Consider the following 25671-nt stretch of genomic DNA (forward strand, 5'->3'; position numbering starts at 1 on the left):
TAGTCGAGATTGAAAATGTAGTATTGTATAAGTTATACAATGCCTGTATTTTGTCTTGAATCACATGCTGCGCCGCAAGGGTACGGACTTAGCCGTTAGAGCTTGAAATGTAAGAAAGGTATAAGCTTTTCTTCTATACATAACTTATGTTTCATTGCGATACGCGTTTTGCCGAAAGAACGGCCTCAGCCGTTTACGCTTGATGTAAATGCTCTCAGAGAGGAGTTTTAATGTTGTTGTTTTGGACTAAAAACAAGAAATGGATTATGGTGCTTGGTCTTGTTCTGCTTATGGGTGTGCTGGCAGGATGCGGGGCTCCAACAAACCAGACGACGGAGACTGCCGATTTATTGAAGGGCAACTTCTGGGAGAAAAACGTTGTTTACTATTTTGCCTTAACGCTTGATACGTTCGCAGGCTGGTTCAACGAATCCTACGGACTTGCTATATTGCTTCTGACGATTATTGTAAGAACGTTAATTTTGCCGTTAACGCTGAAACAATATCGCAGCTCCAAGGCGATGCAAGCTCTGCAGCCACAAATGGCTGAAATCAAAAAGAAACACAAGGATAATCCGCAGAAGCAGCAAGAAGAGACGATGAAGCTTTTCCAAACCCATAAGGTAAATCCTATGGCGGGCTGCTTGCCTCTAATTGTTCAAATGCCGATTTTTATCGCGTTGTACAATTCCATCTACAAAAACCCGGATATTCGTGAGCATACGTTCTTATGGCTTCAACTGGGAGAGAAGGATCCTTATTATATTCTTCCGATTCTCGCTGCCGCTACGACTTTTATCCAGTCCAAAATGATGCAAAAGCAGCAAACGCAAACTATGCCGGGTATGGGCATGATGCTGGCGATCTTCCCTGTGCTTATTTTTGTAATGGCACTTTCATTCCCAGCAGCACTGCCGCTATACTGGGTTTACAGCAACATTTACACGATTGTTCAAAACTACTTCCTGTACGTTCGTTCATCTGACAAGGGTAAGGAGGTCCCTGCGAAATGAAGAAAATCGTCGCATCAGGGAAAACGGTAGAGGATGCTGTACGTAATGGATTAACACAATTGCAAGTCACTGAAGACCGCGTTAAACAAGTTGTGCTTGAGCAGCCCACAAAAGGTTTTTTTGGACTGTTCGGTGCAAAAGAAGCGAAAGTCGAGCTTGAGCTTATTCCCGATCCTATGCTGGAAGCGGAGCAATTTCTCCGTGAAGTAGCTGGTACGATGGGGCTGCAAGTAAACATCGATCGAAAGCAAACAAGAGAAGGAACCCACCTGTCCGTAACTGGAAGTGGCGACCTTGGTATGCTGATTGGACGTCGCGGACAAACGTTGGATGCATTACAGTACTTGGTTAATATTGTGGCTAATCGTTACTCTGACAGTCATTTGCGTATCGTGCTTGATGCAGAAGATTTTCGAGAGCGCCGCCGCAAGACGCTAGCGGATTTATCCGATCGTTTGGCGGGACGAGTCATTCGAACTAGGAAAGAAGTTGTCCTGGAGCCGATGTCTCCGCATGAGCGCAAAGTCATTCATTCGCAGCTTCAGAACCACCCTAAGGTGAAAACGTTCAGTAAGGGCGACGAGCCTAACCGGCGAGTTGTTATCGCTTTGCGACAATAAGTTACACAATATAAATCAATACGATTCAATACGCTATCCACAGCAATGGCTCATAATGGTCATTGCTGTTTTTCCATTTGAGAGGTGCTGACAGCAATGGTACATGATACGATAGCAGCCATTTCGACAGCCGTCGGAGAAGGCGGTATCGCTATAATAAGAGTTAGCGGGCCGGAGGCAATTGCCGGAATCGCATCGGTTTTTCGTTCGAAAATCAATCTAAATGAAGCAGATACGCATACGCTGCATTACGGGCACATCCTTGACCCGGCTTCAGGTGAAGAGGTGGAAGAGGTGTTGGTTACGCTAATGCGCGGACCACGTTCCTTTACTGCGGAGGATGTCGTTGAGATTAATGCACATGGCGGCGTCATTGCCGTTAAGAAGGTTCTCGATGTGGTGCTGCAGCTGCAGGGATACCGCACGGCGGAGCCGGGAGAGTTTACGAAGCGTGCTTTTCTAAATGGTCGAATTGACCTCATGCAAGCAGAGGCGGTCATTGATTTGATCCGTTCCAAGTCGGATCGCGCTTTTTCGGTTGCAAGGAAACAAGCAGAGGGTATTTTGTCGAAGCGGATTAAAGCTTTAAGGCAGACGGTTATAGAGCTGCTAGCCCATATTGAAGTGAACATTGATTATCCGGAGCATGACGTAGAGGAAATGACGAATTCTTTTATTCGTGACCAATGCGATTCTGCTATTGATGAAATAGATCGTTTGTTAAAAACCGCAAATGAAGGCAAGATATTAAGAGAAGGTATCGTAACAGCAATCGTGGGCCGCCCCAATGTCGGAAAGTCATCGCTTATGAATGTACTGACGCAAGAAAATAAAGCGATTGTTACTGATATTCCTGGAACGACCCGTGATGTCATTGAACAGTTTGTGGCGTTAAATGGCATACCGCTTCGGCTGCTCGACACAGCTGGTATCCGTGAAACGTCGGATGTTGTCGAACGAATAGGCGTAGAGCGTTCGCGCAATGCTCTTGAAGAAGCGGATCTCATTTTATTGGTGCTTAATTATAATGAACCGCTGCAAACGGATGACAGGGAACTTTTGCTCCAAATGAAGGACCGTCCGGTCATTGCGATCATAAATAAGACTGACTTGCCGCGTCAATTAGAAATTGAGGTGGTGGAGGAGTCGATTCCTGCGGATTCCATTGTAAAAATGTCGGTCCTTGAGGAAGACGGGCTTGATCGTTTAGAAAAGACAATAAGCGACATGTTTTTTGAGGGTCAGCTTGAATCCGGTGATTTGACATATGTAAGCAACGTTCGACACATTGCTTTATTGAAGAGAGCGAGACAATCGCTTGTTGATGCTATTGAAGCATCAGACACCGGGATTCCAATCGATCTTATTCAGATTGATGCGCGATCCGCTTGGGAATCGCTTGGAGAAATTCTTGGTGACGAGGCTGGAGACTCATTGATTGATCAGATATTCTCGCAGTTCTGCTTAGGGAAATAGTTGGAAGTAGGCTTTTTTAGATCATTTGCATTATGCTTACTGAAGACAGTTGGGGATTAGTGGTAGTTATCATGCAAAACATTACAGCATTCGAGCTTGTTTTCCATAGAAATGTTCATCTATAGCCAAGCTATAGGAATGAAAGAGGCTATCAGGCTTTCATTAAAAGCCTGATACATGCTTAAGAGGTTTGTTTTCTCGAAAACCTCTGCTTAAGCTTACGAAGTAGGTTTTCTTTGAAAACCTTTAGGAGGGTAAGGATAATGAGATATATTGCTGGTGAATATGACGTTATCGTCATTGGAGCGGGGCATGCGGGTTGTGAGGCGGCGCTTGCTGCTGCACGTATGGGATGCGAAACGCTTCTGCTTACGATAAATTTAGACATGGTTGCATTTATGCCTTGTAATCCATCAATTGGCGGCCCGGCTAAAGGCCATGTTGTCCGTGAAATTGATGCTTTAGGCGGAGAAATGGGCCGTAATATCGATAAAACATTTATTCAAATGAGAATGCTTAATACGGGCAAAGGTCCTGCTGTACACGCTTTGCGTGCACAAGCTGACAAGTTTGATTATCAGCATTTAATGAAGAAAACAATTGAAGAAACACCGCATTTGACACTTCGCCAGGGTATGGCGGAGGAGCTTATCGTAGAAGATGGCAAATGCTTAGGTATCGTTACAAAGACAGGTGCGGAGTATCGTGCTCGAACGACCGTTGTTACAACAGGAACCTATTTGCGCGGTAAAATTATTATGGGCGAGCTGATGTACGAGAGCGGTCCGAATAATCAACAGCCTTCGGTTAGACTTTCTGCAAGCTTGAAGGAAAATGGCCTTGAGCTTGTCCGTTTTAAAACAGGCACACCGCCGCGTGTCCATAAAGACACCATCGATTTCTCAAAAACAGAGATTCAGCCAGGCGACGACAAACCTAAGTTTTTCTCTCATGAGACAGAGTCTTCTACCAATGAACAGCTGCCTTGCTGGTTGACGTATACTTCGGAAGCAACCCATAAAATTATCAATGACAATTTGCATCGTGCTCCGATGTTCTCTGGTGCGATTGAGGGAACGGGTCCACGTTATTGTCCTTCGATTGAAGATAAAATTGTGCGTTTTGCAGATAAGCCTAAGCATCAAATTTTCTTAGAGCCTGAAGGCAAAAATACATCCGAATACTATGTGCAAGGTCTATCGACAAGTATGCCGGAGGATGTCCAGCTCGGCATTTTACGATCAATCCCAGGTTTGGAAAAAGTTGAAATGATGCGTAACGGCTATGCCATTGAATATGATGCGGTTGTTCCTACGCAGCTGTGGCCGTCTTTAGAGACAAAGATTATCGACAGTTTATTTACGGCAGGGCAAATTAACGGAACTTCTGGCTATGAGGAAGCAGCTGGTCAAGGTGTTATGGCCGGCATTAATGCTGCACGCAAGGTACAAGGAAAAGAGCCGATTATTATCGGTCGTTCAGAAGGCTATATTGGCGTAATGATTGATGACCTTGTAACGAAAGGCACTAATGATCCTTACCGTTTGCTTACTTCAAGAGCGGAATATCGTTTGTTGCTTCGTCATGATAATGCGGATTTACGTTTAACGCCAACCGGTTATGAAATAGGGCTTATTTCGGAAGAACGCTACAATAAATTTTTAAGAAAAAAAGAATTGGTTGAAATCGACATTGAACGGCTGCGCGGAACAAAAGTAAAGCCTGATCAAGTGAATGAAATGCTGATTGCTGCAGGAACTGCACCGATGGAGCATGGCACAGATGCGCTTTCCTTACTTAGACGTCCGGAGGTTACCTATGCGATGCTTGAGACGGTAGTGCCTTCTGTCCCGGAAATGACTGAGGAAATGAAGGAGCAAGTTGAAATTCAAATTAAGTACGCGGGATATATTGAAAAGCAGTTGGTGCAAGTGGAGCGCTTGAACAAAATGGAGAAAAAGCGGATTCCGGACGATATTGACTACAATGACGTACGCAGCTTAGCTTCTGAGGCAAAACAAAAGCTTTCTGTTATCCGGCCTTTATCCATTGGGCAAGCTTCCCGTATTGCTGGTGTAACGCCGGCTGACATTTCCATACTGCTTGTTTACTTGGAACACTATAATCGGGTGACTGCGGCGAGAGGTTCTTAATATGGATGAGACATTGCTATGGTTTACAAAACGAATGGAGGAGAGCGGTATTCCGCTTTCCTCTGCTCAGCTTGAACAATTTGAGCTGTATTATCGTTTGCTTGTTGAATGGAATGAAAAAATGAATTTAACTGGAATTACCGAAAGAGATGCTGTTTATGAAAAACATTTTTATGATTCTGTATCGCTTTCCTTCTATATGAAGATGAATAGCGTTCGCAATATTGCAGACATTGGCTCGGGAGCGGGTTTTCCCAGTATTCCTTTGAAAATTTGTTTTCCTCATCTGAAGGTTATGATCGTAGATTCTTTAAATAAAAGAATTCAATTTTTATCTTTCCTTACAGAGCAGCTTGGTTTACACGATGTTTTGTGTTTGCATGGACGAGCTGAGGATATTGCGCAGTTACCTGAACATCGTGACAGCTATGATTTAGTAACAGCAAGAGCGGTTGCGCGTTTGAATGTGTTAAATGAGTTCTGTTTACCTTACGTAAGAAAAGGCGGCGTATTCGCTGCCATGAAAGGTTCACAATCGGATGAAGAAGTTGGCGAGGCAGCGTATAGCCTAAGAGAGCTTAAAGGGAAAATCAAATCGCAACATCAACTATCCCTTCCGAACGAACAATCAGAGAGGCACATTGTTTTAATAGAAAAGTTTGATGCTACTCCGCGTAAATACCCAAGAAAAGCGGGCACTCCACTTAAACAACCGCTTATGTAACAATCATTGCAATGTTCCACGTGAAACAAATGAGAGATTATATTAACAATTATCATTCATATATGAATCGCCATATTTATACAACAATTATTCATTCAGAACTAGTGTCAAGCAGGAGATCGTCCAGCTGTAGTCGAATTCTTAAGATAGATGAAGAGACTGGACGACACCGTTAGGCAGCGAACAAAATAGCATGTCATGAAAAGGCAGCTGTTCGCAGCGCGGATAAATATAAGCATCGTATAAGTTACACAGCTATACTTGATTATATTTGAAACAAAGCCTCTCCTATCATTTCCGAATGAATTTTGTTATGGATGTTCGCCGTGCAGTTGACGATTATTACCTGAGATAGGTTCTCGTAACCGAATTAATCCAATTGGCAATGAACCAATCTTACTGCTGAAGCGTATTTATTGCAAAAACCTTGTAATTGCTTTTTAATAGAATAGCAGCCCTTCTTACTACATAATTGTCTGGGTGCTGCATTTTATATGAAACGCATGATTTCCATGATCTTTAGGAAAGAATGGTTTCATTTGAAGTGATTAAAAACAAGGTTTATCTCATGATCGGGTGGTAATTATCGATATGAAAGAACAATTTTCTCGATTGTTCGGCCTGTCCGAGCAGCGCATACCGCAAGAAGAAGTTCGACAAATACCGATTCAAGAAATTGACGCTAGTCCATTTCAGCCGCGTACAATTTTTGATGACGACCGAATTGAAGAATTATGTCAGACGATAAAAACACATGGTGTTATTCAGCCTATAGTTGTACGTATGCGAAACGGAAGATATGAAATTATTGCTGGGGAGCGCCGTTGGCGTGCGGTTACCAAGCTTGGTTATGATACCATCCCTGGTATCGTTCGTGAATTCAATGATTCGCAGACGGCATCTATCGCATTAATTGAAAACCTTCAAAGAGAAGGCTTGTCGGCTATTGAGGAAGCGATTGCATATCAGAAACTGATCGAGCTTCATCAATTAACACAAGAAAGTCTTGCCCAGCGACTAGGAAAGAGCCAATCCACTATTGCCAACAAATTGCGATTGTTAATGCTAAATGATACGATTAAGATGGCATTAATGGAACGCAAAATTACAGAACGACATGCTCGTGCATTGTTGTCATTAGATAATGAAGAGCTTCAGCTTAAGGTACTAGAAGAGGTTATCACAAAAGACTTAAATGTAAAGCAAACCGAAGTTCGAATTGCCTTCTTAAAGGAATCGACTAAATTAAAGAAAGCGAAGCGTATCTCTTTTACAAAAGATGTACGTTTGGCTCTAAATACAATTAGGCAATCGATTGAGATGGTTTCTGGCTCTGGTCTGCAAATTAAAACGAACGAAAAGGATCACGATGATCATTATGAAATTGTCATCAAAATCCCTAAACGATAAAATTAAATTAAGCATTTGCCATAATAAAACGTTTATTTTGTGCCGCCCTCACCGAGGGCGGCGATGCCATTTATAGCAGAAGTCATTTTTTAATAGAGTAACCATTAATATTGAAATCACTATTAAAATCAACGGGTATTGATGTATCATATTTATATCTTATCAACTTAGGGTTAGACTTTCTTAAACTTCTTAGAAATCGCACATAAAAGCTGTACACATTGAGGTGAGCCGGTTTTGTCGAAAATTATTGCAATAGCCAACCAGAAGGGCGGTGTCGGAAAAACGACAACGTCTGTCAATTTAGCTGCTTGTCTAGCATCGCTTGGTAAAAAAGTACTGCTAGTCGATATTGATCCACAGGGGAATACAACGAGTGGATTAGGTATTAACAAGGGCGATGTAACGAACTGTATTTATGATGTGCTTATTAATGATGTCCATCCAAAGGATGCCATGTTTGAAACCAGTGTCCCTGGATTGAAAATCATTCCGGCAACCATTCAATTGGCTGGAGCGGAAATTGAGTTAGTTCCTACAATATCGAGAGAGCTTCGCTTGAAAAAATCTTTACATATGGTCAAGGATGATTTTGATTATGTGTTGATTGATTGTCCTCCTTCACTGGGTATTTTGACGATTAACTCGTTAACTGCAGCGGATTCTGTTCTTATTCCAATTCAATGTGAATATTATGCGCTTGAAGGGTTGAGCCAGCTATTGAATACGGTTCGACTCGTTCAAAAGCATTTGAATACATCTCTTCAAATCGAAGGCGTTCTTCTTACCATGTTGGATGCAAGAACGAACTTGGGCATTCAAGTAATTGAAGAGGTTAAAAAGTATTTTCAACAAAAGGTGTATCAAACGATTATTCCACGTAATGTTCGTTTGAGTGAGGCGCCATCACATGGACAAGCTATTATCACATATGATCCACGTTCTAAAGGTGCGGAAGTTTATCTTGAACTCGCAAAGGAAGTGATTATGTATGAGCAAGCGGCTAGGTAGAGGGCTGGATGCGCTTATCCCATCGCTTTCTGTGAATGACGATGACAAAGTGATTGAAATTTCTTTAACGCAGCTAAGACCTAACCCGTATCAGCCAAGAAAAACATTTGATGAGGATTCCATAAAGGAATTAGCAGAATCCATAAAACAACATGGCATTATTCAACCTATTATCGTTCGTACCGTTTTGAAAGGTTATGAAATCATTGCAGGGGAGAGACGCTTTCGCGCTTCTCAATTTTGTGGAAATGCAACCATACCTGCTGTAGTTAGATCTTTCACAGATCAACAGGTAATGGAAATAGCTTTGATAGAAAATCTTCAGCGTGAAGATTTGAATGCAATTGAGGTTGCCGTTGCTTATCAAGCTCTTATTGATAAGTTCAAACTCACACAAGAAGAACTTTCGATGAAGGTAGGCAAGTCTCGCTCGCACATTGCAAACTTTGTAAGGTTGCTTTCATTGCCAACAGAAATTAAAGACAATGTTTCACGTGGAACAATTTCCATGGGACATGCAAGGGCATTGGTGGGTATCAAGGATGACAAAACACAGAAGGAATTAGCTGATCTGACCGTTTCACAAGAGTGGAGCGTACGTGATTTGGAAGAGGCTATTCAAAAACTCGATTCAAAGCAGCCTGAAGATATAACCAAGCCAACCCAACGGAAGCGTGATCCTTATATCGATCATCTTGAGGAATCATTGCGTGAACGATTTAAAACAACAGTTAAAATCAAACAGCAAAAAGATAAAGGCAAAATAGAGCTTCAGTATTATAGTAAACAGGATTTGGAAAGACTGCTAGAGCTGCTTCAAAATTTGGCATAATCTATACCAAACAATGGCATACCTAAGTTGTAATCTTGCTTTTGAAAGATTAAACTAAGGTATGCCATTGTTGTGAAAAGATAGCTAGGAAAGGTGTGAATTTGTGATTAATAACGAACAATCGGTCATTTACTTAGACCATGCAGCAACCTCTTGGCCTAAACCGCCCGAGGTAACAGAAGCAGTCATTAATGCTATGTTGAATGACGCCGCTAATCCAGGTAGAGGAAGTCATGCTATGGCAGTGCGGGCCAGTCGTATTTTATTTGAGACGCGCAAGCATCTAGCTAAGCTGTTCAACATAAAAAACCCGAATGATATTGCATTTACCTCCAACACAACCATGTCATTAAATATGGCGATAAAGGGCTGGCTAAAACCAGGCGACCATGTCATAGCTACTTCGGTTGAACATAACTCAGTAAGACGACCCTTATATTACCTAGAGCAAACAATCGGCATTGAAGTTACCTACGTAGAATCGGATGAACGTGGATTTTTGAAAATTGATGATGTTGCCAGCGCCATTCGTTCAAATACAACGCTCATCGTAGTTAATCACAGCTCAAACTTGCTTGGAACGATAATGCCTGTTGCAGAAATTGGGGAGCTTACAAAAAAACATGGCATTAAGCTGCTTGTAGATGCGGCCCAAAGTGCAGGTATAATTCCTATTGATGTTAGAGGGATGGGGATTGATATGCTGGCTTTCCCAGGACATAAGGGGTTGCTTGGCCCACAGGGCACAGGAGGGCTGTACATCAATCCGGAACTTGATTTAGTGCCTTTATTACATGGYGGAACCGGGAGTCAGTCAGAGACGCGTGAGCAGCCTCTAGTTAGACCTGATCGATATGAGGCCGGGACACAAAACACACCAGGTATAGCGGGACTCAAAGCCGGTGTTCAGTATGTTTTGAATGAGACGGTTGAGAAAATCCATACTAAGGAATGGACATTGACACAGCGGCTTTTGGAAGGTCTTAAGTCTGTTAATGGTGTCAAATTATTGGGGCCTGGTCTTGGTGAGCAGAGAACAGGAATTGTGGCTTTTAACTTAGGCGGAGTTGATCCATCGGAGCTGTCATTTATTCTGGATCAGCATTACCGGATTGCCGTGCGAGCCGGCTTTCATTGTACACCGCTCGCACATGCTTGTGCTGGAACAACGGAGACGGGAGCTATACGTGCTAGTGTTGGTGTATTTACAACAAACGAGGAAATCGATGCTTTAACAACTGCCATAAAGGAAATCGCACAGCAGTATGGGGTTTAGCACTGAATTGGGGGCGGATTAACAACGATGGAAGACTGGACATCAAATCCGATGAATGCTGTTACGGTAGGATTAGCTTTATTTGTTATCATATTATTTATTTGGATAGCAGTCATAGGCGGGCGGCTGAAAAAGCTGCGTAAGCAGTATACAGCGGTCATGGGGAACACAGGAGTAACAAATTTTGAAAATGTGATTGTTGAATTGAAGGAAGGCTTAGCTGAACAGCAACAGGAAAACAAACAATTAAAATCACAATTAACCGACGTACAGGCAACTTTGCCTAATCAAAAAGGAAAGATTGGCGTTATTCGATATAATGCTTTTGCCGAGCAAGGTAGTGATCTTAGTTTTTCAATTGCCATTATTAATGATGAAAAGGACGGAGCCGTTTTCTCAGGTATACATAGCAGGGAAACCAGTTATGTGTATGCAAAGCCAGTGGAAAAAGGCGAATCGGCTTATCCTTTGACACCAGAAGAGCGTAAAGCCATTTTGGAAGCGAAATAAGCAATCGGTTATCCTTAAATATTATCCGAGGCAGCGGTTTGTTCGAGAGCAGTGTTGATAAGATGCGCGTTATTTGCAATCGCCGTAAAGAGACTAAGGGATATAATATCCGACATTTTCATTACGAGATGCAGACGTGTGTTCTGCAGCACGAAATACTCCATGAAGCCGCCTACGTTAACGATACCGGTAATATGAATATCGCCAACCGGAGGGAGATCCTTATTAACGCCTGCACCGGGACGCACAGGGCCGACGCCCACTTGAATACTGCCTACGCTTGAGACTTGACCGAGGCAAGCATCGATACCGATAACAAAAGGTTTATGATAGCGACGATTGATCTCTATAAGCGTATCATCTAAATTCATGGCATGGACAGGGTTTTCTAATGTACCGAATAATGAAAAATGAGGACTGCGGTATTTGGATAAATTCGTTCCAATGAGAGGCCCTAATGAATCACCCGTTGATCGATCTGTTCCAACGCATACGACCACGATGGGGCGGTTGCCGGCCATTTCTTCCAGCATAGCGGTTAAGCGATTAACAAGCATACCTATAACGTTAGCTGTAGTGTAAGGTACCTTCAAAGGCGTTTCTTTAATAAATGAAAGTTTCATAGAATCCCTCCGATAATACCGATATGTTACTAGTATATGGATGGGACAACCATTTTATACGTCAGATAGTTTTGATATTTTGTTTGCGAAATGGTTTGTCATCTGAAAAAATGGAGGTCTTGCACGTGTTAATTGCGTTTGACTCTACGCAGCAGGCATTGCGTGCGGAGATGCTGCTCGAATATGCTGAAATCGAAATTGATATTTGCCCAACGCCAAAAGAAATAACAGCTGGTTGTGCGTTATCGATTCATTTTCCGGAAGAGGATTTATTAATGGTGAAGGAAGTCATCGTGCAGGAAAACGTAGAGGTAAGAGGCATTTTTAAAGCAATCGATGCCGGATACGAGCAAGTTATGATGTAGAGTTAATTATGGTTAGATAAGGGAGGAAAAACGATGTCAACGATGTCAATCAAAGAACGATCTGATAAAATTGTTGCATGGTTGACAGATAATGAGTTATGGACTGCCTTCGGCAGCTCAGCCTTGCGCGTCATATTATTTTTGTTTATTGGACGATTAGTTGTATGGGTTATACATAAAACAATTGATCGGGTTATATTGGAGCGTGAGAGTAAAAGACCGGTTAGTCATACACGAAGAATGACAACTGTAGGCAAACTCTTGAAAAATGTAGCTTCGTATGTTGTTTATTTCATTTCCGTTATGCTGATCCTTTCTGAGTTTGGTATTAATTTAGGACCTTTGCTTGCGGGAGCAGGAGTGCTGGGTCTTGCCATTGGTTTTGGAGCTCAAAGCTTAGTAAAGGATATTATTACAGGATTTTTCATCGTACTGGAGGATCAATTTGCCGTCGGCGATGTCATTCAAACGGGTCAGTTTAAAGGAACAGTAGAGGTTATTGGACTACGCACAACCCGTATCCAAAGCTGGACGGGGGAGGTTCATATCGTTCCTAATGGTATGATTAATGAGGTCACGAACTTCTCGATTAATAACAGCATCGCTGTTGTAGATATTTCGATAGCCTTTGAAGAAGAGGTTGAACGCGCGCTTGAAGTAATTCGCCATACGATGATAACGATGCAGGACGAGAATTTGATTAATGCACCAGAGGTTCTAGGGATTCAGACCATCGCTCCTACTGGCGTGACATTGCGCGTTATTGCTGAATGTCGCCCCAATACTCATCCGGTTGTGGCTCGCAAATTAAATATGGAGATTAAGAAGTCATTGGATGCTAGCGGCATTGAAATTCCTTACCCGAGAATGGTTACTTATCATCGCAATGAAAAAGGGGGCGTGAAAAGTGGAGCGTAAGCAGTTTGAGCTGGGCGATGTTGTTCAAATGAAAAAGCAGCATCCATGCGGCTCTAATGAAATGGAAATCATTCGAATGGGTATGGATATTCGCATTAAATGTGTAGGCTGTAAGCACAGCGTTCTTATACCGAGAGCGAAATTCGAAAAAAACATGAAGAAGGTGCTTCGCTCTAAAGCAGCAGGCGAAAGCATATCCGAAAGCTAGTAAGCATCAGTTGTTAAAAAATCCGAATAAGTACTTGCATGAAGACAATCTGTATGATAAAATAAATTTTACATGCGGAGAGGTACCCAAGAGGCCCAAGGGGGCTGACTCGAAATCAGCTAGGCGGGTCAAACCGTGCGTGGGTTCGAATCCCACCTTCTCCGCCATACAACAACAGTCAAACGATTCGATTGCCGAATCGTTTTTTTTATTTACATATGAGTTTTCGGGGAGGCCATTATTATGAGTGCACCCAAGCTGCCCTTAACGGATGATGAGCGCAGGCAATTAAGACAAGCAAAGATTAAGCTCATTGATTTTAAAGATTATTCCGCAAATGAACTAAGCGTCATATTAGAAGTACCCGTGAAGAGAGCCGAGCAGTTACTTGCGCTTGCTATCTTTCAAAGCGTGCCATCCATTGGGCCAAGACTGTCCGTTAATTTAGTTGAGCTGGGCTTTTATTCATTGGAACAGATTAAAAGCGGCGGGGAGAGCGGAGCCCAGCTTGTGGAGCGTCTGGAGCGCCTGCACGGCGTTTGGATGGATCCATGCGTGGAAGATGTGATGAGGCTTGCCGTGCATCATGCGCACCATCCAAGGAGTGATAAGCAATGGTGGGACTTTACGCAGGAGCGAAAGTTGTACCGAGCGCAGCATGGCTATCCTGCTGATCGCCCAAGTAAAGGCTGGCACGAGTAAAAAAAGAGAAGAGGGCTCTCGCGAGCCTTCTTCTTGACGGTGGTTAATGGTTGAGTCGATCAATTCTCACGACAAGCATATGAAACCTTGGTTTCTTCATTCGTCAATCGGAGCAAATTAGCCAGGGCTTCATTCAATCCTTTTGAGCACAATGTTAGGTGGCCGCTTGAACGGTTGTTCCTAACGATGCTCGAATGTGCGTGTGTTACAGACATGTGTCTTTGGCACAACCCTCCGCTTCTATCCTGTGTGAACGAAATCCTCTTGAGGCTGTACTCGTTGCGAAACGAATGCTGATCCGTCAGAAGACGGGGCCGGTCGTTTACGCATGCCAAAATGGTTCAACGGAACCACACCTCTCTTACACCGTCGACAATTAGAATGACCAAGGAAGCCCTTCACCATTCATTAAAACAGAAAAAACTAATGCCCCATACGCTTCCATTTGCGTTCATGGTTGCTTGTTTCCGGAAAGCGTTCTCCCTTGTTAAGCCTAACTTTTTTCGGATTTTGAATGCCCATGTGAAATGAGTTCACTCCATCTTCGATATAGGTGCCATCGTTCGGAGCTCTGTCTCCCGGCGAAAAGATTGTACCTTCACCCATCATGATCATCCTCCAGTTTCATTTTGGCGCGTTATAGAGAAGCACGCTTCATCTGTCCGCTAGGGTAGTATTTGCAGTAAGGATGATTTGCATAAGTAGCAGATATCGGCTAAAAAGCTTATTTGAGCAAGCTCTCTGTTATTTTTGCTTGTCATAGGCGTGTAGATTTGATATAGTATTGAGATGCGAGCAGAAGCTCGTTCCTTGCTCCATTTATGGGGCCGTTAGTCCAAGAGGAGGTGAAACAATATGCGCAAATATGAAGTAATGTACATCGTTCGTCCAGACGTTGAGCAAGAAGCCTTGCAAGCGATCGTTGACAAATTCCATGGCATTATCTCCAACGGCGGAGAGGTCACAAAGCAAGATGTGAGCGGAAAACGTCGTCTTGCGTATGAGATCAATAAGCTTCGTGATGGGTACTTTGTACTGGTACATTTCAACGCAACGACTGAAGTTGTGAATGAACTTGACCGCATCATGAAGATTACGGATGAAGTTATCCGTTCGTTGATCGTCAGAGACGTCGCTTAATCCACGCTGGATTGTTCGATTGGGAGGTCAGAAACGATGTTGAATCGTGTTATACTAATTGGTAGATTGACGAGAGACCCAGAGCTTCGCTATACGCCTGCAGGTGTTGCGGTTACACAGTTTACGTTAGCAGTAGATCGTCCGTTTACGAGCGGCGGTCAAGGCGAGCGTGAAGCGGATTTTATTCCGGTTGTAACATGGCGTCAACTGGCCGAGACTTGCGCCAACTACTTGCGTAAAGGCCGCTTAACGGCGGTTGAAGGACGCATTCAAGTGCGGAATTACGAGAACAACGAAGGCAAACGCGTCTACGTAACGGAAGTTATCGCTGATAACGTTCGGTTCTTGGAATCCAATAAAGACGGCGGCGGCTCGCGCGAAGAGGGCGGAAGCAGCTACAGCGGCGGTACAAGCAGCGGCGGCGGATCTTACGGCGGCAACGCTTCCCAAAGCAGCGGTAACCGGCCATCTGGCAATAACTCACGTAACGACAGCCGTGATCCTTTCCAGGATGACGGACGCCCGATTGATATATCAGAGGATGATTTGCCCTTTTGATATCGAAGTAGCTTCTACTTCGTGTATCAATGGAACGGTTATGCGGCCTTTATTGAAATATAAAGCAGCTGCGTAATTGTAAAATTTTCAACGATAAGGAGGATACCTATCATGGCTTTCAAGCAAAGAGATAACGGTGGCGACGAGCGTCCAGAACGTAAGTTCAGCGGACGTAAAGGCGGACGCAACAAACGCCGTAAAGTGTGTTTCTTCACTGTAAACAAAATCACTAAAATTGACTATAAAGATGTAGATTTGCTGAAAAAGTTTATCAGCGAGCGCGGCAAAATCTTGCCACGTCGTGTGACTGGTACAAGCGCGAAATACCAACGCTTGCTTACAATCGCAGTTAAACGTTCACGTCAAATCGCATTGCTTCCTTACACGACTGAATAGGTCGATAAGTGAATATGCACAAAACGGAGGAGCCTGTCACCAAGGGCTCTTTTTGTTTTTTTAGGGGCCTGTATGTATACAGGCCTTTTTTTGTTGCATGCTAATTCAATCGATATGGGAGGCGTACGTGTATGCAGTTTATATTTTATCTTGCTCTTATTATCGCAGCTACAAAGGCGGCAGGGCATTTATCAGTACGATTAGGGCAGCCTGCAGTGCTTGGAAAGCTGCTCGCGGGAATTATCCTTGGGCCAGCCTTGCTTGGATGGGTACATCCTGATGATTTCATTGGTCATTTTGCGGAAATAGGCGTACTTTTACTCATGTTCATAGCGGGCTTGGAAACGGATTTGGAACAGCTTCGGAAAAATTGGAAAGCATCATTTGCCGTTGCGATAGGCGGAATAATTCTTCCGTTTATTGGAGGGTATGCCATAGCCGCTGCTCTCGGCATGTCAAATACAGAGGCATTATTTCTAGGATTGCTGCTATGTGCGACATCGGTCAGCATATCGGTTCAAACGCTGAAGGAAATGAACCAGCTTAATTCCAGGGAAGGAACGACGATCCTCGGGGCAGCGGTTGTAGACGACGTCGTAGTCGTCGTACTGTTAGCTGTGATGATGAGCTTGCTTGGCGCTTCGGGCGATGTATCAATACCGGCTTTAATTGGAAAAAAGGTATTGTTCTTTATCATTATCGTAGTCATTTCCATTTGGGTCATTCCATTCTTTATGAAGCAGTTTGCTCGGTTTAGAATAACGGAAGCGGCTATGAGCGGTGCACTAATCGCTTGTTTCGCGTTTTCTTATTTTGCTGAGAAAATGGGGGTAGCCGGTATTATTGGCGCCTTTGCAGCGGGAATTGCCATTTCGCAAACCTCGTTTAAGCATGATGTGGAATCGAAGGTGGAGCCGATCGCCTATACGTTATTCGTGCCTGTTTTTTTCGTAAGCATCGGTTTAAATATTACATTCGTCGGAGTAGGCAATCAGCTCGTCTTTATTCTGCTGTTATTCCTTGTTGCTGTTCTGACGAAGCTGTTTGGCGGAGCATTAGGTGCAAGATTGACAGGTTTCAATAATCACTCATCTATTGCAATTGGCGCTGGAATGGTATCAAGGGGTGAAGTTGCCCTTATTATTGCGGCATCAGGTTTGGAGTCAGGGTTACTGCTTCCGCAGTATTTTACGGCAGTGGTCATCGTGGTGATCTTGACGACGCTTGTCACGCCACCGATGCTGAAATGGTTATTTAAATAGAAGAGCAGTATCCTATTTGGGATACTGCTCTTCCTTTGATTACGATGGGGTGAAGGGTCTTGTTTAACGCCTCCGCGTTATTCTGCTTTTTCCGGTCTTCACGGAAGGTTTTGATGTACGCGGCTTTGTGTACACTTTATTTGATTTGCTTGATTTATTGGTTTCCCTTACAATTTTCCCCTTAGAGGAAGGCTTGGAGGTGATTGTATTTTTATCGGTATTCGTTGTCGTTGTTGATCCGACGTTGGATTTGGAACCTGTTTGCGTTCCTGAACTTGCTGTCGCTGACGAAGCGGATGCGTTGGCATCCTTGGATCTTTTAAACACCGAGCCGGTTCGATTCACCGTAACGGGCGGTGCCAGCTTCTTATCTTCTACCGTAGGGGTACGGTATGAGGTATTTGGCTTATATTTGTCCTTGGTTGTATATCCGCGATATTTGCCTTTGCCGTACTTGCCGTGGTCGAACAAGTCGTCAAGAACACTGGCAATGAGATAACCTTGGAGAAAGCTTGAACTGTAATTTTGACGTACATATTCGGTTGAGTTAATCTCGATGAGTGTGTCTGCCGGATCGTCAGGAGCTTGATCCAGTTGAATGACTTCATCCGAATAAACGAGAAACATCCGTTCCGTACTCACATCGCTCTGCTGCTCGGGCGTACGCTGATCAATGAAATTATTAGCGACATCAGGAACAGAGATATTATCGGCACGATACACATAAGAGGTTTCGTTGCCGGAGCCGTTGACCGATTGTAAAGGATATTGATCCTTCACGCTATCCGATACAGTGCAAGCCGTGAGAAGAGGGATGATAAAGCTCAGTAGAAGCAGGTACTTAATCGATTGATGCCACCATTTATTCATCATATCCTCCTATCCGCCCCGTAGCACGCGTACATCGGCAGGCAGAACCCTTTCTCCTTCATAAAGCATGAAGCGTCCGTTTTGCCATTCGATACGAAGTAACCTCATATCATCTGATTGATATTGCCAGACATGCTGTTCGCCTCCCTGCATGTAAGGCGTTTTGCCGCTAGCCAAAATAATGCCGGAGAATTGCTCCTCCATGTGATAATTACGGTCATCTAGCTCCAAAATGGTTGGTACCTCATCAATGGAGTCCAACCGGCCGTCAATGGGATCATAGAGTGCAAATACCGTTTTTTCCCGTTCCTCTACAGTCAGGTAGCGGATGGTTATGCCGTCTTGCAGCGTAAGCACGATCGCATTGCGGGATCGGTTATGTGTTCGGCCTGTTACGTTATAAGTAATTAAGGAAACCTCGCACACATCGCCAGGAGACAGCGTCATAATGCTTTTCTCAGCAATGGGCGCTTCAACGGGAGTTAGCAGGTTTTTGATCCTTTTGAACAAGCTCATCTTATATGCTCCTTCATTTCATTAGATAGATCCGATGATTAGTGCGCCAGCAATATGAAGCGATCCGGCAAATAATGCGTATCCGATCTTGCCTTCATGTATCCCTTGCTCCAGCTTCATTCCGCTTATAGCAATGACAACTTTCTCCACGATCCACTCCAGTACGAGCAAGAGGACAAAAGAGACGAGGGAGATGACAAAAGCTTCCCACATTTCACTGGATTTGCTGATGGATTGGGACAAAATGTACGCTTGAGCAAATAGCTTAAGCACAAAGCGAGTCGTTACGGCTGTATTCCCATTTTTAATTTCTTGCAAATCATTGTACTTCGTAAACCGGGAGTCCAGAAACATAATGATGACGAGTAAAAGGGCTCCTGCGCCTGTCCAAACCGGAATACGGATAAGATCAATCCATGACATCGACAATTCCTCCAAGGTTTTTAATTTATAAAAATGACCGCTTTTTGTTAAAACCGGGGAGTCCGATTCCTAACACCAGCGGTCATACTGTACAATATTTCCTAGTTTATTGGAAGAACTATTGTTTTTCGTACTGCTTCATCAGCGCGGCTAGCTCATCTTCGACTGCTTTGTCCTTGCCGAGCTTCTCAAATTCATCATCAAGCGATTTGCCTTTAGCGTTAATCTCATTGCTTGCTTCGGCTTGAGCTTCCATTTGCAGCATTTTCTCCTCCATGCGTTTCATGCCAGCTGCAGCAGAATCGGTGCCAAAGCCCGACATCGCTTTATTGATTTCTGTCTGAGCCTTGGCCGTATTGTAACGAGCCACGAGTGTTTCACGCTTGTTCTTCAGATCGGTAAGCTGTTTACGCATTTCATCAAGCTTGCCGCGCAAATTATCTGCCAGCATTTTATTTTGGTCAAAGCTGGCTTTGTATTCAGCAGCCTTTTGTTCAGCGGATTTCTTTTCTTCCAGAGCGCGGCGCGCAAGATCGATATTTTGGGACTGTGCCGCAAGATGCGCTTGCTCACCGCGCTTCTCTACAAGCTGTGCTTGCTCTTCATACAGCTGCTTAAACTTCTTCTCGATAGCAATTTGCGCGGCAACAGCTTTCTCTGCATCTGCAAGATCCTCTTGCATATCGCGAATATATTGATCGGTTAGTTTTATTGGATCCTCTGCTTTCTCGATTAGAGAGTAAACATTCGATAAAGTAAGGTCACGCAGTCTTTTAAATATAGACACTTGAATCCCTCCTAGGATGGTTGATCACATAAATAATGATACGCTAAATAAAGGAAATAAGTTGCAAGTGATAATCGGCCATCACGTGATTCGCGTTTTTATTTGCAGTAATGCTACAATGAATCAAATTGATTACCTTTCGGAGAAGAAAGAGGGGCATCACGATGGAAAACACCAAATCAGGAACAGAGCGGTTCAAACGGTTTATTTTGAACAACAAATTCGTATTGTTTCTGCTCGTACTGTTGCTCGTCGGGCTCAATATTATGGTGCTGACGAAAATATCCTATATTTTCACGCCGGTTACGGTGCTTCTAAAAACCCTGCTGCTGCCTGTCATCTTAGCGGGAATCGCGTATTATCTCTTGAACCCTATTGTCGATTACTTGGATCGAAAGCATGTGAAACGAGTTTACTCCATAATATTGCTCTTTCTGGTGGGAGCAGGGCTTATTACGATCTTGTTGGTCGCGGTAATCCCGTTTCTGAATGAGCAGGCGGTAAGCTTCGTTAATAATTTTCCTAGATACGGAGATCAATTGCGGGAAAACTTTGAGGACTTTATGGGCAGCGCCGGTTTTCTGCAAATTCAAGAGTGGTTCAATATGAATCCGGCTGAGCTGTCTGGCAATATAACGGAGCAGGCGACTTCGCTGCTGAATGGGACATTGTCGAGCTTGGGCTCGATTGTAGGGGCGCTTAAGGAGATTATACTGGCCATCGTAACGCTTCCGTTCATTCTATTCTACCTGCTCAAGGATGGAAAGCAGCTGCCGCAAACGATTGTTGGGTTCCTGCCGAATAAGCTGCAGCCGCAAACCAAACGGATCATGTCCGAAATGAATGGTCAAATCAGCAGTTATATTAGAGGGCAAATTATTGTGAGCTTCTGTATAGGCATGCTGTTGTACATAGGCTATTTGGTTATCGGACTTGAGTACTCGTTGGTGCTCGCCCTAGTTGCGGCCTGCACGAGTGTCATTCCATACCTAGGACCTGCAATAGCGATTACGCCTGCATTGGTTGTGGCGTTAGTTACCTCACCTGTTATGCTGCTGAAAATGGTTGTCATTTGGACGATTGTTCAGCTTATTGAAGGGAAGTTCATTTCACCGCAGATTATGGGCAAAAGCTTGCAGATCCATCCGATCACAATTATTTTTGTTATTTTAACGGCGGGCAATTTGTTTGGACTCGCGGGGATTGTGCTTGCTGTGCCGGGCTACGCGGTTTTAAAGGTTATCGTTATCCATTCGTATGAATGGTTCAGAAGCCATTCATCGCTCTACCAAGAGGAGAAGAGGGACGAGCAGCCTTTATAACCCTTATACAATTCGGAATCGCTCCAGCAGCTTAAAGTACAGGAATACGATGCTAAAAGCGAGTAAGTAAGACAGGAAGGTAAAGCCTACATTCCAGCCGTTGCCGTAGGTTACTTTACTAACGAGAATGCCTATATATTCTAGCAGCGTTGTACACAAAACAAACAAAAGCATTACAAGCGCTGTTTTATTCCGGTGGGCTTGAATCGTCCAAATCAGGTAGCTGCCGAGTACGGGATAAAGGCCAATATCGAGCGGTAAAGCTGAAATTGATTCGTCATTGGGTATAAGCGGCGTGAAATCCCAGAACATCATTTGGAAGCCAAAAGAGTTAATGACTAAGGAAACGACTGCGCCAATGGGAGAAATGAGAAGTAAGGTTTTCGGTTTTTTCACAGCTATGGGAATGGCGGCAAGCCAAGGAATAATGAAACCACAAATGAGATTAATTACCATTTCATAATGCATCTCAAATTCCTTTCTTGTACATTTTTTTATTAAGGTGCCCCATAAACGACTATGCATACCCATAAAAAAACAAGGCAGATGCCGCTGTGGCAACTGCCTTGTTTTTAGCTGACTTCCGGTTTCAACAGATTCGTGCGCGGAGCTATCGTCAGCTCCACCTTATTAATCCGATGCTTGCTTACTTCTCGGATGGTGAAGGTTAAATGATGGAATCCGAATTGTTTCCCGGGCTTTGGCTCTTCCATTTCACTGTACAGCCAGCCGCCGATCGTATCTACTTCCTCATGAGCGAGCTCTGTGCCGATCAGGTCACCAAGCTCAGTCAGCGATACCTTGCCGTCGAGAAGATAAGACGTTTCAGACAGCATCTCAATGTCTTTACGCTCATCAGCGTCAAACTCATCCCTAATGTCTCCGACAATTTCCTCTAATATATCTTCAATCGTAACAAGTCCGGATGTGCCGCCGTACTCATCGACTACAATCGCAAAATGGACGCGCTCTTGCTGCATTCGTGTCAGAAGAGTTTTTACAGGCAGAACCTCAGCAACAGACATCACGGGCTGGATTAACGTTTGCATATCGATATCTTTATCCACATGATATTGCAGAAATAATTGTTTCGTATTGATCATGCCTACAATATTGTCTTTACTGTCACCTGCAACGGGGAAGCGGGTATACTGCTCTCGGCGAATAATTTCCATGTTTTGCTGCAGCGTGTTGTTCTTATATAAAACGGCCATATCCGTACGCGGGACCATGATTTCCTTTGCCAAAATTTCGTCAAACGCAAAAATCCGATTTACGTAGCCATACTCGGTATTGTTGATTTTACCACTCTCGAGGCTATCGCTTAAAATAATTTGAATTTCTTCTTCACTGTGGGCATTCTCATGTTCCTTTGCCGGCTTCAAGCCAAACAGGCGGACTAAAGCATTAGCAGAACCGTTTAGAAGCCATATAAACGGGTACATGACTTTGTAGAAGAAAATGATCGGTTTAACGACAGCAAAGCTGACGAATTCGGCTTTCTGAATCGCAATGCTCTTGGGCGCAAGCTCACCGATGACTACATGGAGAAAGGTTACACCGATGAAGGCGATGAGAAACGATAATATATGACTGATATCGCTGTTCAGCTGCCATTGATCGAAGAGCGGGAGAAGAAGCTTTTCCACTGTTGGCTCCCCTAGCCATCCGAGGCCGAGCGCCGTAATCGTAATGCCAAGCTGACAGGCGGATAGATAACCATCTAAATTACTAACTACACGTTGAACGGCAAGCGCATTTTTCTTTCCTTCAACGACTAATTGATCGACTCGGCTGCTCCGAAGCTTAATAATGGCAAATTCCGTAGCAACGAAAAAGGCAGTCAGCACAATTAGTAAAGCAAATAATAATAGATTAAGTCCTATACCCATATGAAATCGTCACAATCCTTCTTATTTTTATTTTATTTATTTAATAATACGAACATTCTGCAGATTCATCAAACAGCTAGATTAAGGAATAAAAGTGATGTATGGCCGATTACCTCCATATTGAGCGTTCAGCAGTTGGATATTAGCCTATATCTCCAGATTACGAGGCATTATGATTATTTATATGACAAGTTCTTTTGAACTTATTTTGAGAACAAAAAAAGAACGGCATAAGGCCGTCCATTTTTTGGAATATAAGTAAGTATAAATTATAACGTTATACTATGCTTATATTTCACCGCGAAGCGAGCTTTTGCCGCCAAGGACGGCGTCAGCCGTTTATGCTTGGACAGCAAGATTAAAACTTATTGGCTTGCTGCTCGGACCAGTCGCCGATAACGGGAAGCTTGTTCAGCTTGCCTTGCAGCGTCAACAGCATAAGTCCGATCCATAAGATGAAGCCGATCGGCGCAAGCAGCAATCCCAGCAGCCATCCGATAATAGGGATAAAACCGAATAAGATATTAAGGACGATAAGTGCAACAGAAACAACAATCGACTGAACAGCATGCAATCTGACAAAGCGACTATTTTTCTCGATTACAAGAAATATAATGCCAGTTATGAAGCCTCCCAAGTAACATAACAAGCCTGCTACTTTTGGATCAAGACCGGTGGAGGAGCTGTCCGGTTTTAAGGATGGAGGTAAATTCAAACGTTTCACCCTTTCTATGCTTACATATTCTTGCAATGATTGTATTCGTCATTTGCTATTCATAGACCTTTTTATTTATATATAAGAATTTATATGTTTTCACATATAAATGTGCTTATATATCTCCGCGAAACGACTGCTTTTGCCACAGAGGACGGCGACAGCCGTTTACGCTTGTATAAAATAATATCCAGAATTGGTATGAATACATTGTAAAAGATTTGTAACCTGTTTCGACAAATTATCGTCTAAAATAAGAGTGCATATTTATAAAAGAATCGTTTCAGATAGGAGAAGTTATCATATTATGAATAAACGCAGATGGTTGTACGCGGCATCCGCCGCCGTCGTTATCCTTGTCGTTGCAGGTTTTTTTAACCGCAGTACCTTGGCTATGCTGGGCTTTGATTGGTTCCTTGAGGGTCATGTAACAAAGCAGCTGGAGCAAACCTATAAACCGATAGATGGACGGGAGCCCATTCAGGTTAGTACAATAGATAAGAATCAGGATCCATTTTCCGTGCTTTTGCTTGGCGTTGATCAACGCGGCAAGGAGATTGGACGCTCCGATACCATGATTTATACGGTCGTTCGTCCGAATGACGGAGAGCTTCTTATGGTTTCGATTCCTAGAGATATGTATGTGGACATTGTCGGGAAAGACAAAAAGGATAAAATTACGCATGCTTACGCATTCGGCGGAGCAGGAATGGCTATGGATACCGTTGAAGAGTTTCTAGATGCTCCAATTCAATATTACGCTTCTATTAACTTTGAAGGTTTCCGCCAAGCGATCGATACGCTTGGAGGAATATCGCTGCCCATTGAAGAGGACATGGTCAATGATGACCCTGACCATGAGAAATTCGTCATTAAAGCGGGTCAAGACAATTATAATGGTCAAGATACCCTAAACTACGTGCGTTACCGCGAGGATGCAGGCGGAGATATTAATCGTACGGAGAGACATCAAATCTTTTTGAATCTTCTGATGGATAAAGCGAAGCAAATGAATCAATGGTCAAAAGTACCTGAGCTTATGAATATTATGGGTGATAACTTTAGTACGGATATGCGTCCGCAGCAGCTTGTCGACCTAGGCCAAAGCTTGCTGCAGGCAAAAGAACGCCATATTTACAGCCACTCGCTGCTTGGCAACGGGCATCGCCTAAAAAGCGGGGGAGCTTGGTATTATTTTGCCGATGAAGATGATTTGGCGAAGGTACAGACGATGATTAAGAGTTGGTTAAATGCAGACACGCCTGCTGCCAGCCTTATATTGCCGGATAAGTACACAGTGAACAAGGTGAAAGAGGTAGGCACGCTTACAAGCAGCGAGGAAACCTCCAAGCAGTAATTGAACTGCTTGCTCCGATCCGTCTGCTGCCTTCGACCATAAGTAATGGAATGAGCAAACGGAACGGAGTTGTTGGGGAAAATGAATATCGCGTTTTTTTTATTGCCGAAGCAAGAGGTTGTTTGCCTCACCCAGGATGCGACCTTAAGACAAACGCTGGAGAAAATGGAGTACCACCGCTATACTGCAGTGCCTATTATTAATGATGACGGCGGTTATGCTGGCACCGTTACAGAAGGCGATTTGTTATGGTATGTCAAGGATCATGCCGATCTGACGCTGGATCAGACCAATAAGGTGAGGCTCATCGATGTGCCGCTTCGCATGAACAATAAGACCGTCCGGATCGATGCCAATATGGATGATCTCATCTCGTTGGCGAAGGTGCAAAATTTCGTGCCCGTCGTCGATGACCGGAACCGGTTTATCGGAATCGTGCGCAGAAGTGAAATTATCGACTACTGCCAGAAAATTATTATGGACCAGCATAATATTTTGCAGGATTAATAAGAAATATCAAGTATTCGATACGCCAGCAGGTACTATTTTCAAATCGCGCAGGGCAAACTAATAAGAACAGAGACGGAATGGA

General features: G+C 43.6%; 30 protein-coding genes and 1 tRNA gene. 22 read left to right on the plus strand and 9 right to left on the minus strand.

Annotation, left to right across the window (positions count from 1 at the left end; translation table 11 throughout):
- The first annotated feature begins 230 nt into the window (after positions 1-230).
- From AC1DLI_RS23810 to AC1DLI_RS23855, 10 genes are all read left to right on the plus strand, one after another.
- Positions 231-1013, plus strand: a complete 783-nt coding sequence (locus AC1DLI_RS23810) for a YidC/Oxa1 family membrane protein insertase (protein WP_477606978.1) — start codon at positions 231-233, stop codon at positions 1011-1013.
- Positions 1010-1633: an RNA-binding cell elongation regulator Jag/EloR gene (jag, locus tag AC1DLI_RS23815; RefSeq protein WP_308997686.1), complete on the plus strand. Its 624-nt coding sequence runs from the start codon at positions 1010-1012 to the stop codon at positions 1631-1633. Before AC1DLI_RS23810 ends, jag begins: the two co-directional genes overlap by 4 nt.
- A 96-nt stretch (positions 1634-1729) precedes the next feature.
- On the plus strand, positions 1730-3109 hold the full coding sequence (gene mnmE / locus AC1DLI_RS23820; RefSeq protein WP_477606979.1) for a tRNA uridine-5-carboxymethylaminomethyl(34) synthesis GTPase MnmE: 1380 nt from the start codon (positions 1730-1732) through the stop codon (positions 3107-3109).
- 263 nt (positions 3110-3372) lie between these two features.
- Positions 3373-5262 carry a tRNA uridine-5-carboxymethylaminomethyl(34) synthesis enzyme MnmG gene (gene mnmG / locus AC1DLI_RS23825; protein ID WP_477606980.1) on the plus strand — a complete coding sequence of 630 codons (1890 nt, stop codon included), beginning with the start codon at positions 3373-3375 and terminating at the stop codon, positions 5260-5262.
- Between the two features lies 1 nt (position 5263).
- Entirely contained in the window at positions 5264-5986 is a 723-nt protein-coding gene (gene rsmG / locus AC1DLI_RS23830) for a 16S rRNA (guanine(527)-N(7))-methyltransferase RsmG (protein ID WP_477606981.1), read from the plus strand.
- A 591-nt stretch (positions 5987-6577) separates the two neighbouring features.
- Complete coding sequence (gene noc / locus AC1DLI_RS23835; protein ID WP_477606982.1) at positions 6578-7396, plus strand: nucleoid occlusion protein; 819 nt, start codon at positions 6578-6580, stop codon at positions 7394-7396.
- A gap of 237 nt (positions 7397-7633) precedes the next feature.
- A complete protein-coding gene (locus AC1DLI_RS23840; protein ID WP_308997681.1) occupies positions 7634-8407 on the plus strand; it encodes a ParA family protein in 774 nt (257 codons plus the stop codon).
- Positions 8388-9239: a ParB/RepB/Spo0J family partition protein gene (locus AC1DLI_RS23845; protein ID WP_477606983.1), complete on the plus strand. Its 852-nt coding sequence runs from the start codon at positions 8388-8390 to the stop codon at positions 9237-9239. Before AC1DLI_RS23840 ends, AC1DLI_RS23845 begins: the two co-directional genes overlap by 20 nt.
- Before the next feature lie 106 nt (positions 9240-9345).
- The gene (locus AC1DLI_RS23850; RefSeq protein WP_477607086.1) at positions 9346-10515 is read left to right on the plus strand and encodes an aminotransferase class V-fold PLP-dependent enzyme; all 1170 of its coding nucleotides are present in this window, start codon (positions 9346-9348) and stop codon (positions 10513-10515) included.
- Between the two features lie 27 nt (positions 10516-10542).
- Positions 10543-11025 (plus strand): DUF4446 family protein, encoded by a 483-nt coding sequence (locus AC1DLI_RS23855; RefSeq protein ID WP_477606984.1) that lies wholly within the window; start codon positions 10543-10545, stop codon positions 11023-11025.
- A gap of 14 nt (positions 11026-11039) precedes the next feature.
- Here the strand turns inward: AC1DLI_RS23855 and yyaC are convergent, their stop codons facing one another.
- Positions 11040-11648: a spore protease YyaC gene (gene yyaC, locus AC1DLI_RS23860; protein WP_308997678.1), complete on the minus strand. Its 609-nt coding sequence runs from the start codon at positions 11646-11648 to the stop codon at positions 11040-11042.
- 110 nt (positions 11649-11758) lie between these two features.
- Between yyaC and AC1DLI_RS23865 the strand changes: the two genes are divergently transcribed.
- The 5 genes from AC1DLI_RS23865 to AC1DLI_RS23885 all read left to right on the plus strand — a co-directional run bounded on the left by AC1DLI_RS23865 (position 11759) and on the right by AC1DLI_RS23885 (position 13841).
- Positions 11759-12013 carry a putative Se/S carrier protein gene (locus AC1DLI_RS23865; protein ID WP_477606985.1) on the plus strand — a complete coding sequence of 85 codons (255 nt, stop codon included), beginning with the start codon at positions 11759-11761 and terminating at the stop codon, positions 12011-12013.
- 33 nt (positions 12014-12046) lie between these two features.
- Positions 12047-12931 carry a mechanosensitive ion channel family protein gene (locus AC1DLI_RS23870; protein ID WP_477606986.1) on the plus strand — a complete coding sequence of 295 codons (885 nt, stop codon included), beginning with the start codon at positions 12047-12049 and terminating at the stop codon, positions 12929-12931.
- Positions 12921-13139, plus strand: a complete 219-nt coding sequence (locus tag AC1DLI_RS23875; RefSeq protein ID WP_477606987.1) for a DUF951 domain-containing protein — start codon at positions 12921-12923, stop codon at positions 13137-13139. Before AC1DLI_RS23870 ends, AC1DLI_RS23875 begins: the two co-directional genes overlap by 11 nt.
- A 76-nt stretch (positions 13140-13215) precedes the next feature.
- Positions 13216-13306 (plus strand) — tRNA-Ser (locus AC1DLI_RS23880).
- A gap of 76 nt (positions 13307-13382) precedes the next feature.
- Complete coding sequence (locus AC1DLI_RS23885) at positions 13383-13841, plus strand: helix-hairpin-helix domain-containing protein (protein WP_477606988.1); 459 nt, start codon at positions 13383-13385, stop codon at positions 13839-13841.
- A 423-nt stretch (positions 13842-14264) separates the two neighbouring features.
- Here AC1DLI_RS23885 and AC1DLI_RS23890 read toward each other — a convergent pair whose 3' ends face one another.
- Entirely contained in the window at positions 14265-14447 is a 183-nt protein-coding gene (locus tag AC1DLI_RS23890) for a YjzC family protein (RefSeq protein ID WP_308997703.1), read from the minus strand.
- 249 nt (positions 14448-14696) lie between these two features.
- Here AC1DLI_RS23890 and rpsF point away from each other — a divergent pair, with 249 nt between their 5' ends.
- From rpsF to AC1DLI_RS23910, 4 genes are all read left to right on the plus strand, one after another.
- Entirely contained in the window at positions 14697-14981 is a 285-nt protein-coding gene (gene rpsF / locus AC1DLI_RS23895) for a 30S ribosomal protein S6 (RefSeq protein WP_053373427.1), read from the plus strand.
- A gap of 36 nt (positions 14982-15017) precedes the next feature.
- A complete protein-coding gene (ssb, locus tag AC1DLI_RS23900) occupies positions 15018-15539 on the plus strand; it encodes a single-stranded DNA-binding protein (protein ID WP_364152640.1) in 522 nt (173 codons plus the stop codon).
- 111 nt (positions 15540-15650) lie between these two features.
- Positions 15651-15935, plus strand: coding sequence for a 30S ribosomal protein S18 (gene rpsR / locus AC1DLI_RS23905; protein WP_053373429.1), 285 nt, complete (start codon positions 15651-15653; stop codon positions 15933-15935).
- Between the two features lie 131 nt (positions 15936-16066).
- A complete protein-coding gene (locus tag AC1DLI_RS23910) occupies positions 16067-17197 on the plus strand; it encodes a cation:proton antiporter (protein WP_477606989.1) in 1131 nt (376 codons plus the stop codon).
- 63 nt (positions 17198-17260) lie between these two features.
- On the opposite strand, the gene AC1DLI_RS23915 is transcribed toward AC1DLI_RS23910, so the two are convergent.
- From AC1DLI_RS23915 to AC1DLI_RS23930, 4 genes are all read right to left on the minus strand, one after another.
- On the minus strand, positions 17261-18067 hold the full coding sequence (locus AC1DLI_RS23915; protein ID WP_477606990.1) for a DUF4247 domain-containing protein: 807 nt from the start codon (positions 18065-18067) through the stop codon (positions 17261-17263).
- A 9-nt stretch (positions 18068-18076) separates the two neighbouring features.
- A complete protein-coding gene (locus AC1DLI_RS23920; protein ID WP_477606991.1) occupies positions 18077-18583 on the minus strand; it encodes a DUF4178 domain-containing protein in 507 nt (168 codons plus the stop codon).
- Positions 18584-18604: 21 nt separating this feature from the next.
- Positions 18605-19006, minus strand: coding sequence for a DUF350 domain-containing protein (locus AC1DLI_RS23925; RefSeq protein WP_477606992.1), 402 nt, complete (start codon positions 19004-19006; stop codon positions 18605-18607).
- Positions 19007-19124: 118 nt separating this feature from the next.
- Positions 19125-19793: a PspA/IM30 family protein gene (locus AC1DLI_RS23930; RefSeq protein WP_477606993.1), complete on the minus strand. Its 669-nt coding sequence runs from the start codon at positions 19791-19793 to the stop codon at positions 19125-19127.
- 164 nt (positions 19794-19957) lie between these two features.
- On the opposite strand from AC1DLI_RS23930, the gene AC1DLI_RS23935 reads away from it, so the two are divergent.
- Positions 19958-21115: an AI-2E family transporter gene (locus AC1DLI_RS23935; RefSeq protein ID WP_477606994.1), complete on the plus strand. Its 1158-nt coding sequence runs from the start codon at positions 19958-19960 to the stop codon at positions 21113-21115.
- Between the two features lie 3 nt (positions 21116-21118).
- Here AC1DLI_RS23935 and AC1DLI_RS23940 read toward each other — a convergent pair whose 3' ends face one another.
- The 3 genes from AC1DLI_RS23940 to AC1DLI_RS23950 all read right to left on the minus strand — a co-directional run bounded on the left by AC1DLI_RS23940 (position 21119) and on the right by AC1DLI_RS23950 (position 23722).
- Positions 21119-21583, minus strand: a complete 465-nt coding sequence (locus tag AC1DLI_RS23940) for a CBO0543 family protein (RefSeq protein ID WP_477606995.1) — start codon at positions 21581-21583, stop codon at positions 21119-21121.
- Positions 21584-21687: 104 nt separating this feature from the next.
- Positions 21688-23007: a hemolysin family protein gene (locus AC1DLI_RS23945; RefSeq protein ID WP_477606996.1), complete on the minus strand. Its 1320-nt coding sequence runs from the start codon at positions 23005-23007 to the stop codon at positions 21688-21690.
- Between the two features lie 358 nt (positions 23008-23365).
- Positions 23366-23722 carry a DUF4870 domain-containing protein gene (locus tag AC1DLI_RS23950; protein ID WP_477606997.1) on the minus strand — a complete coding sequence of 119 codons (357 nt, stop codon included), beginning with the start codon at positions 23720-23722 and terminating at the stop codon, positions 23366-23368.
- A gap of 307 nt (positions 23723-24029) precedes the next feature.
- On the opposite strand from AC1DLI_RS23950, the gene AC1DLI_RS23955 reads away from it, so the two are divergent.
- Together AC1DLI_RS23955 and AC1DLI_RS23960 are read left to right on the plus strand one after the other, a co-directional pair.
- Positions 24030-25079 (plus strand): LCP family protein, encoded by a 1050-nt coding sequence (locus tag AC1DLI_RS23955; RefSeq protein ID WP_477606998.1) that lies wholly within the window; start codon positions 24030-24032, stop codon positions 25077-25079.
- Between the two features lie 81 nt (positions 25080-25160).
- Positions 25161-25586, plus strand: a complete 426-nt coding sequence (locus AC1DLI_RS23960) for a CBS domain-containing protein (protein ID WP_308997662.1) — start codon at positions 25161-25163, stop codon at positions 25584-25586.
- Positions 25587-25671: the final 85 nt, after the last annotated feature.

The organism is Paenibacillus sp. 01T443, from assembly GCF_056398325.1.

What these genes read in the sequence shown, in the direction of transcription:
- AC1DLI_RS23865 (WP_477606985.1), top strand. Translation starts at nt 11,759, where the DNA reads ATGGAGGTCTTGCACGTGTTAATTGCGTTTGACTCTACGCAGCAGGCA.
- AC1DLI_RS23940 (WP_477606995.1), bottom strand. Translation starts at nt 21,583, where the DNA reads ATGCATTATGAAATGGTAATTAATCTCATTTGTGGTTTCATTATTCCT.
- AC1DLI_RS23885 (WP_477606988.1), top strand. Translation starts at nt 13,383, where the DNA reads ATGAGTGCACCCAAGCTGCCCTTAACGGATGATGAGCGCAGGCAATTA.
- noc (WP_477606982.1), top strand. Translation starts at nt 6,578, where the DNA reads ATGAAAGAACAATTTTCTCGATTGTTCGGCCTGTCCGAGCAGCGCATA.
- AC1DLI_RS23915 (WP_477606990.1), bottom strand. Translation starts at nt 18,067, where the DNA reads ATGAATAAATGGTGGCATCAATCGATTAAGTACCTGCTTCTACTGAGC.
- AC1DLI_RS23955 (WP_477606998.1), top strand. Translation starts at nt 24,030, where the DNA reads ATGAATAAACGCAGATGGTTGTACGCGGCATCCGCCGCCGTCGTTATC.
- AC1DLI_RS23810 (WP_477606978.1), top strand. Translation starts at nt 231, where the DNA reads ATGTTGTTGTTTTGGACTAAAAACAAGAAATGGATTATGGTGCTTGGT.
- yyaC (WP_308997678.1), bottom strand. Translation starts at nt 11,648, where the DNA reads ATGAAACTTTCATTTATTAAAGAAACGCCTTTGAAGGTACCTTACACT.
- AC1DLI_RS23855 (WP_477606984.1), top strand. Translation starts at nt 10,543, where the DNA reads ATGGAAGACTGGACATCAAATCCGATGAATGCTGTTACGGTAGGATTA.
- mnmE (WP_477606979.1), top strand. Translation starts at nt 1,730, where the DNA reads ATGGTACATGATACGATAGCAGCCATTTCGACAGCCGTCGGAGAAGGC.
- ssb (WP_364152640.1), top strand. Translation starts at nt 15,018, where the DNA reads ATGTTGAATCGTGTTATACTAATTGGTAGATTGACGAGAGACCCAGAG.
- AC1DLI_RS23870 (WP_477606986.1), top strand. Translation starts at nt 12,047, where the DNA reads ATGTCAACGATGTCAATCAAAGAACGATCTGATAAAATTGTTGCATGG.
- rpsF (WP_053373427.1), top strand. Translation starts at nt 14,697, where the DNA reads ATGCGCAAATATGAAGTAATGTACATCGTTCGTCCAGACGTTGAGCAA.
- rsmG (WP_477606981.1), top strand. Translation starts at nt 5,264, where the DNA reads ATGGATGAGACATTGCTATGGTTTACAAAACGAATGGAGGAGAGCGGT.
- AC1DLI_RS23920 (WP_477606991.1), bottom strand. Translation starts at nt 18,583, where the DNA reads ATGAGCTTGTTCAAAAGGATCAAAAACCTGCTAACTCCCGTTGAAGCG.
- mnmG (WP_477606980.1), top strand. Translation starts at nt 3,373, where the DNA reads ATGAGATATATTGCTGGTGAATATGACGTTATCGTCATTGGAGCGGGG.
- AC1DLI_RS23890 (WP_308997703.1), bottom strand. Translation starts at nt 14,447, where the DNA reads ATGGGTGAAGGTACAATCTTTTCGCCGGGAGACAGAGCTCCGAACGAT.
- AC1DLI_RS23935 (WP_477606994.1), top strand. Translation starts at nt 19,958, where the DNA reads ATGGAAAACACCAAATCAGGAACAGAGCGGTTCAAACGGTTTATTTTG.
- AC1DLI_RS23845 (WP_477606983.1), top strand. Translation starts at nt 8,388, where the DNA reads ATGAGCAAGCGGCTAGGTAGAGGGCTGGATGCGCTTATCCCATCGCTT.
- AC1DLI_RS23925 (WP_477606992.1), bottom strand. Translation starts at nt 19,006, where the DNA reads ATGTCATGGATTGATCTTATCCGTATTCCGGTTTGGACAGGCGCAGGA.
- rpsR (WP_053373429.1), top strand. Translation starts at nt 15,651, where the DNA reads ATGGCTTTCAAGCAAAGAGATAACGGTGGCGACGAGCGTCCAGAACGT.
- jag (WP_308997686.1), top strand. Translation starts at nt 1,010, where the DNA reads ATGAAGAAAATCGTCGCATCAGGGAAAACGGTAGAGGATGCTGTACGT.
- AC1DLI_RS23960 (WP_308997662.1), top strand. Translation starts at nt 25,161, where the DNA reads ATGAATATCGCGTTTTTTTTATTGCCGAAGCAAGAGGTTGTTTGCCTC.
- AC1DLI_RS23910 (WP_477606989.1), top strand. Translation starts at nt 16,067, where the DNA reads ATGCAGTTTATATTTTATCTTGCTCTTATTATCGCAGCTACAAAGGCG.
- AC1DLI_RS23945 (WP_477606996.1), bottom strand. Translation starts at nt 23,007, where the DNA reads ATGGGTATAGGACTTAATCTATTATTATTTGCTTTACTAATTGTGCTG.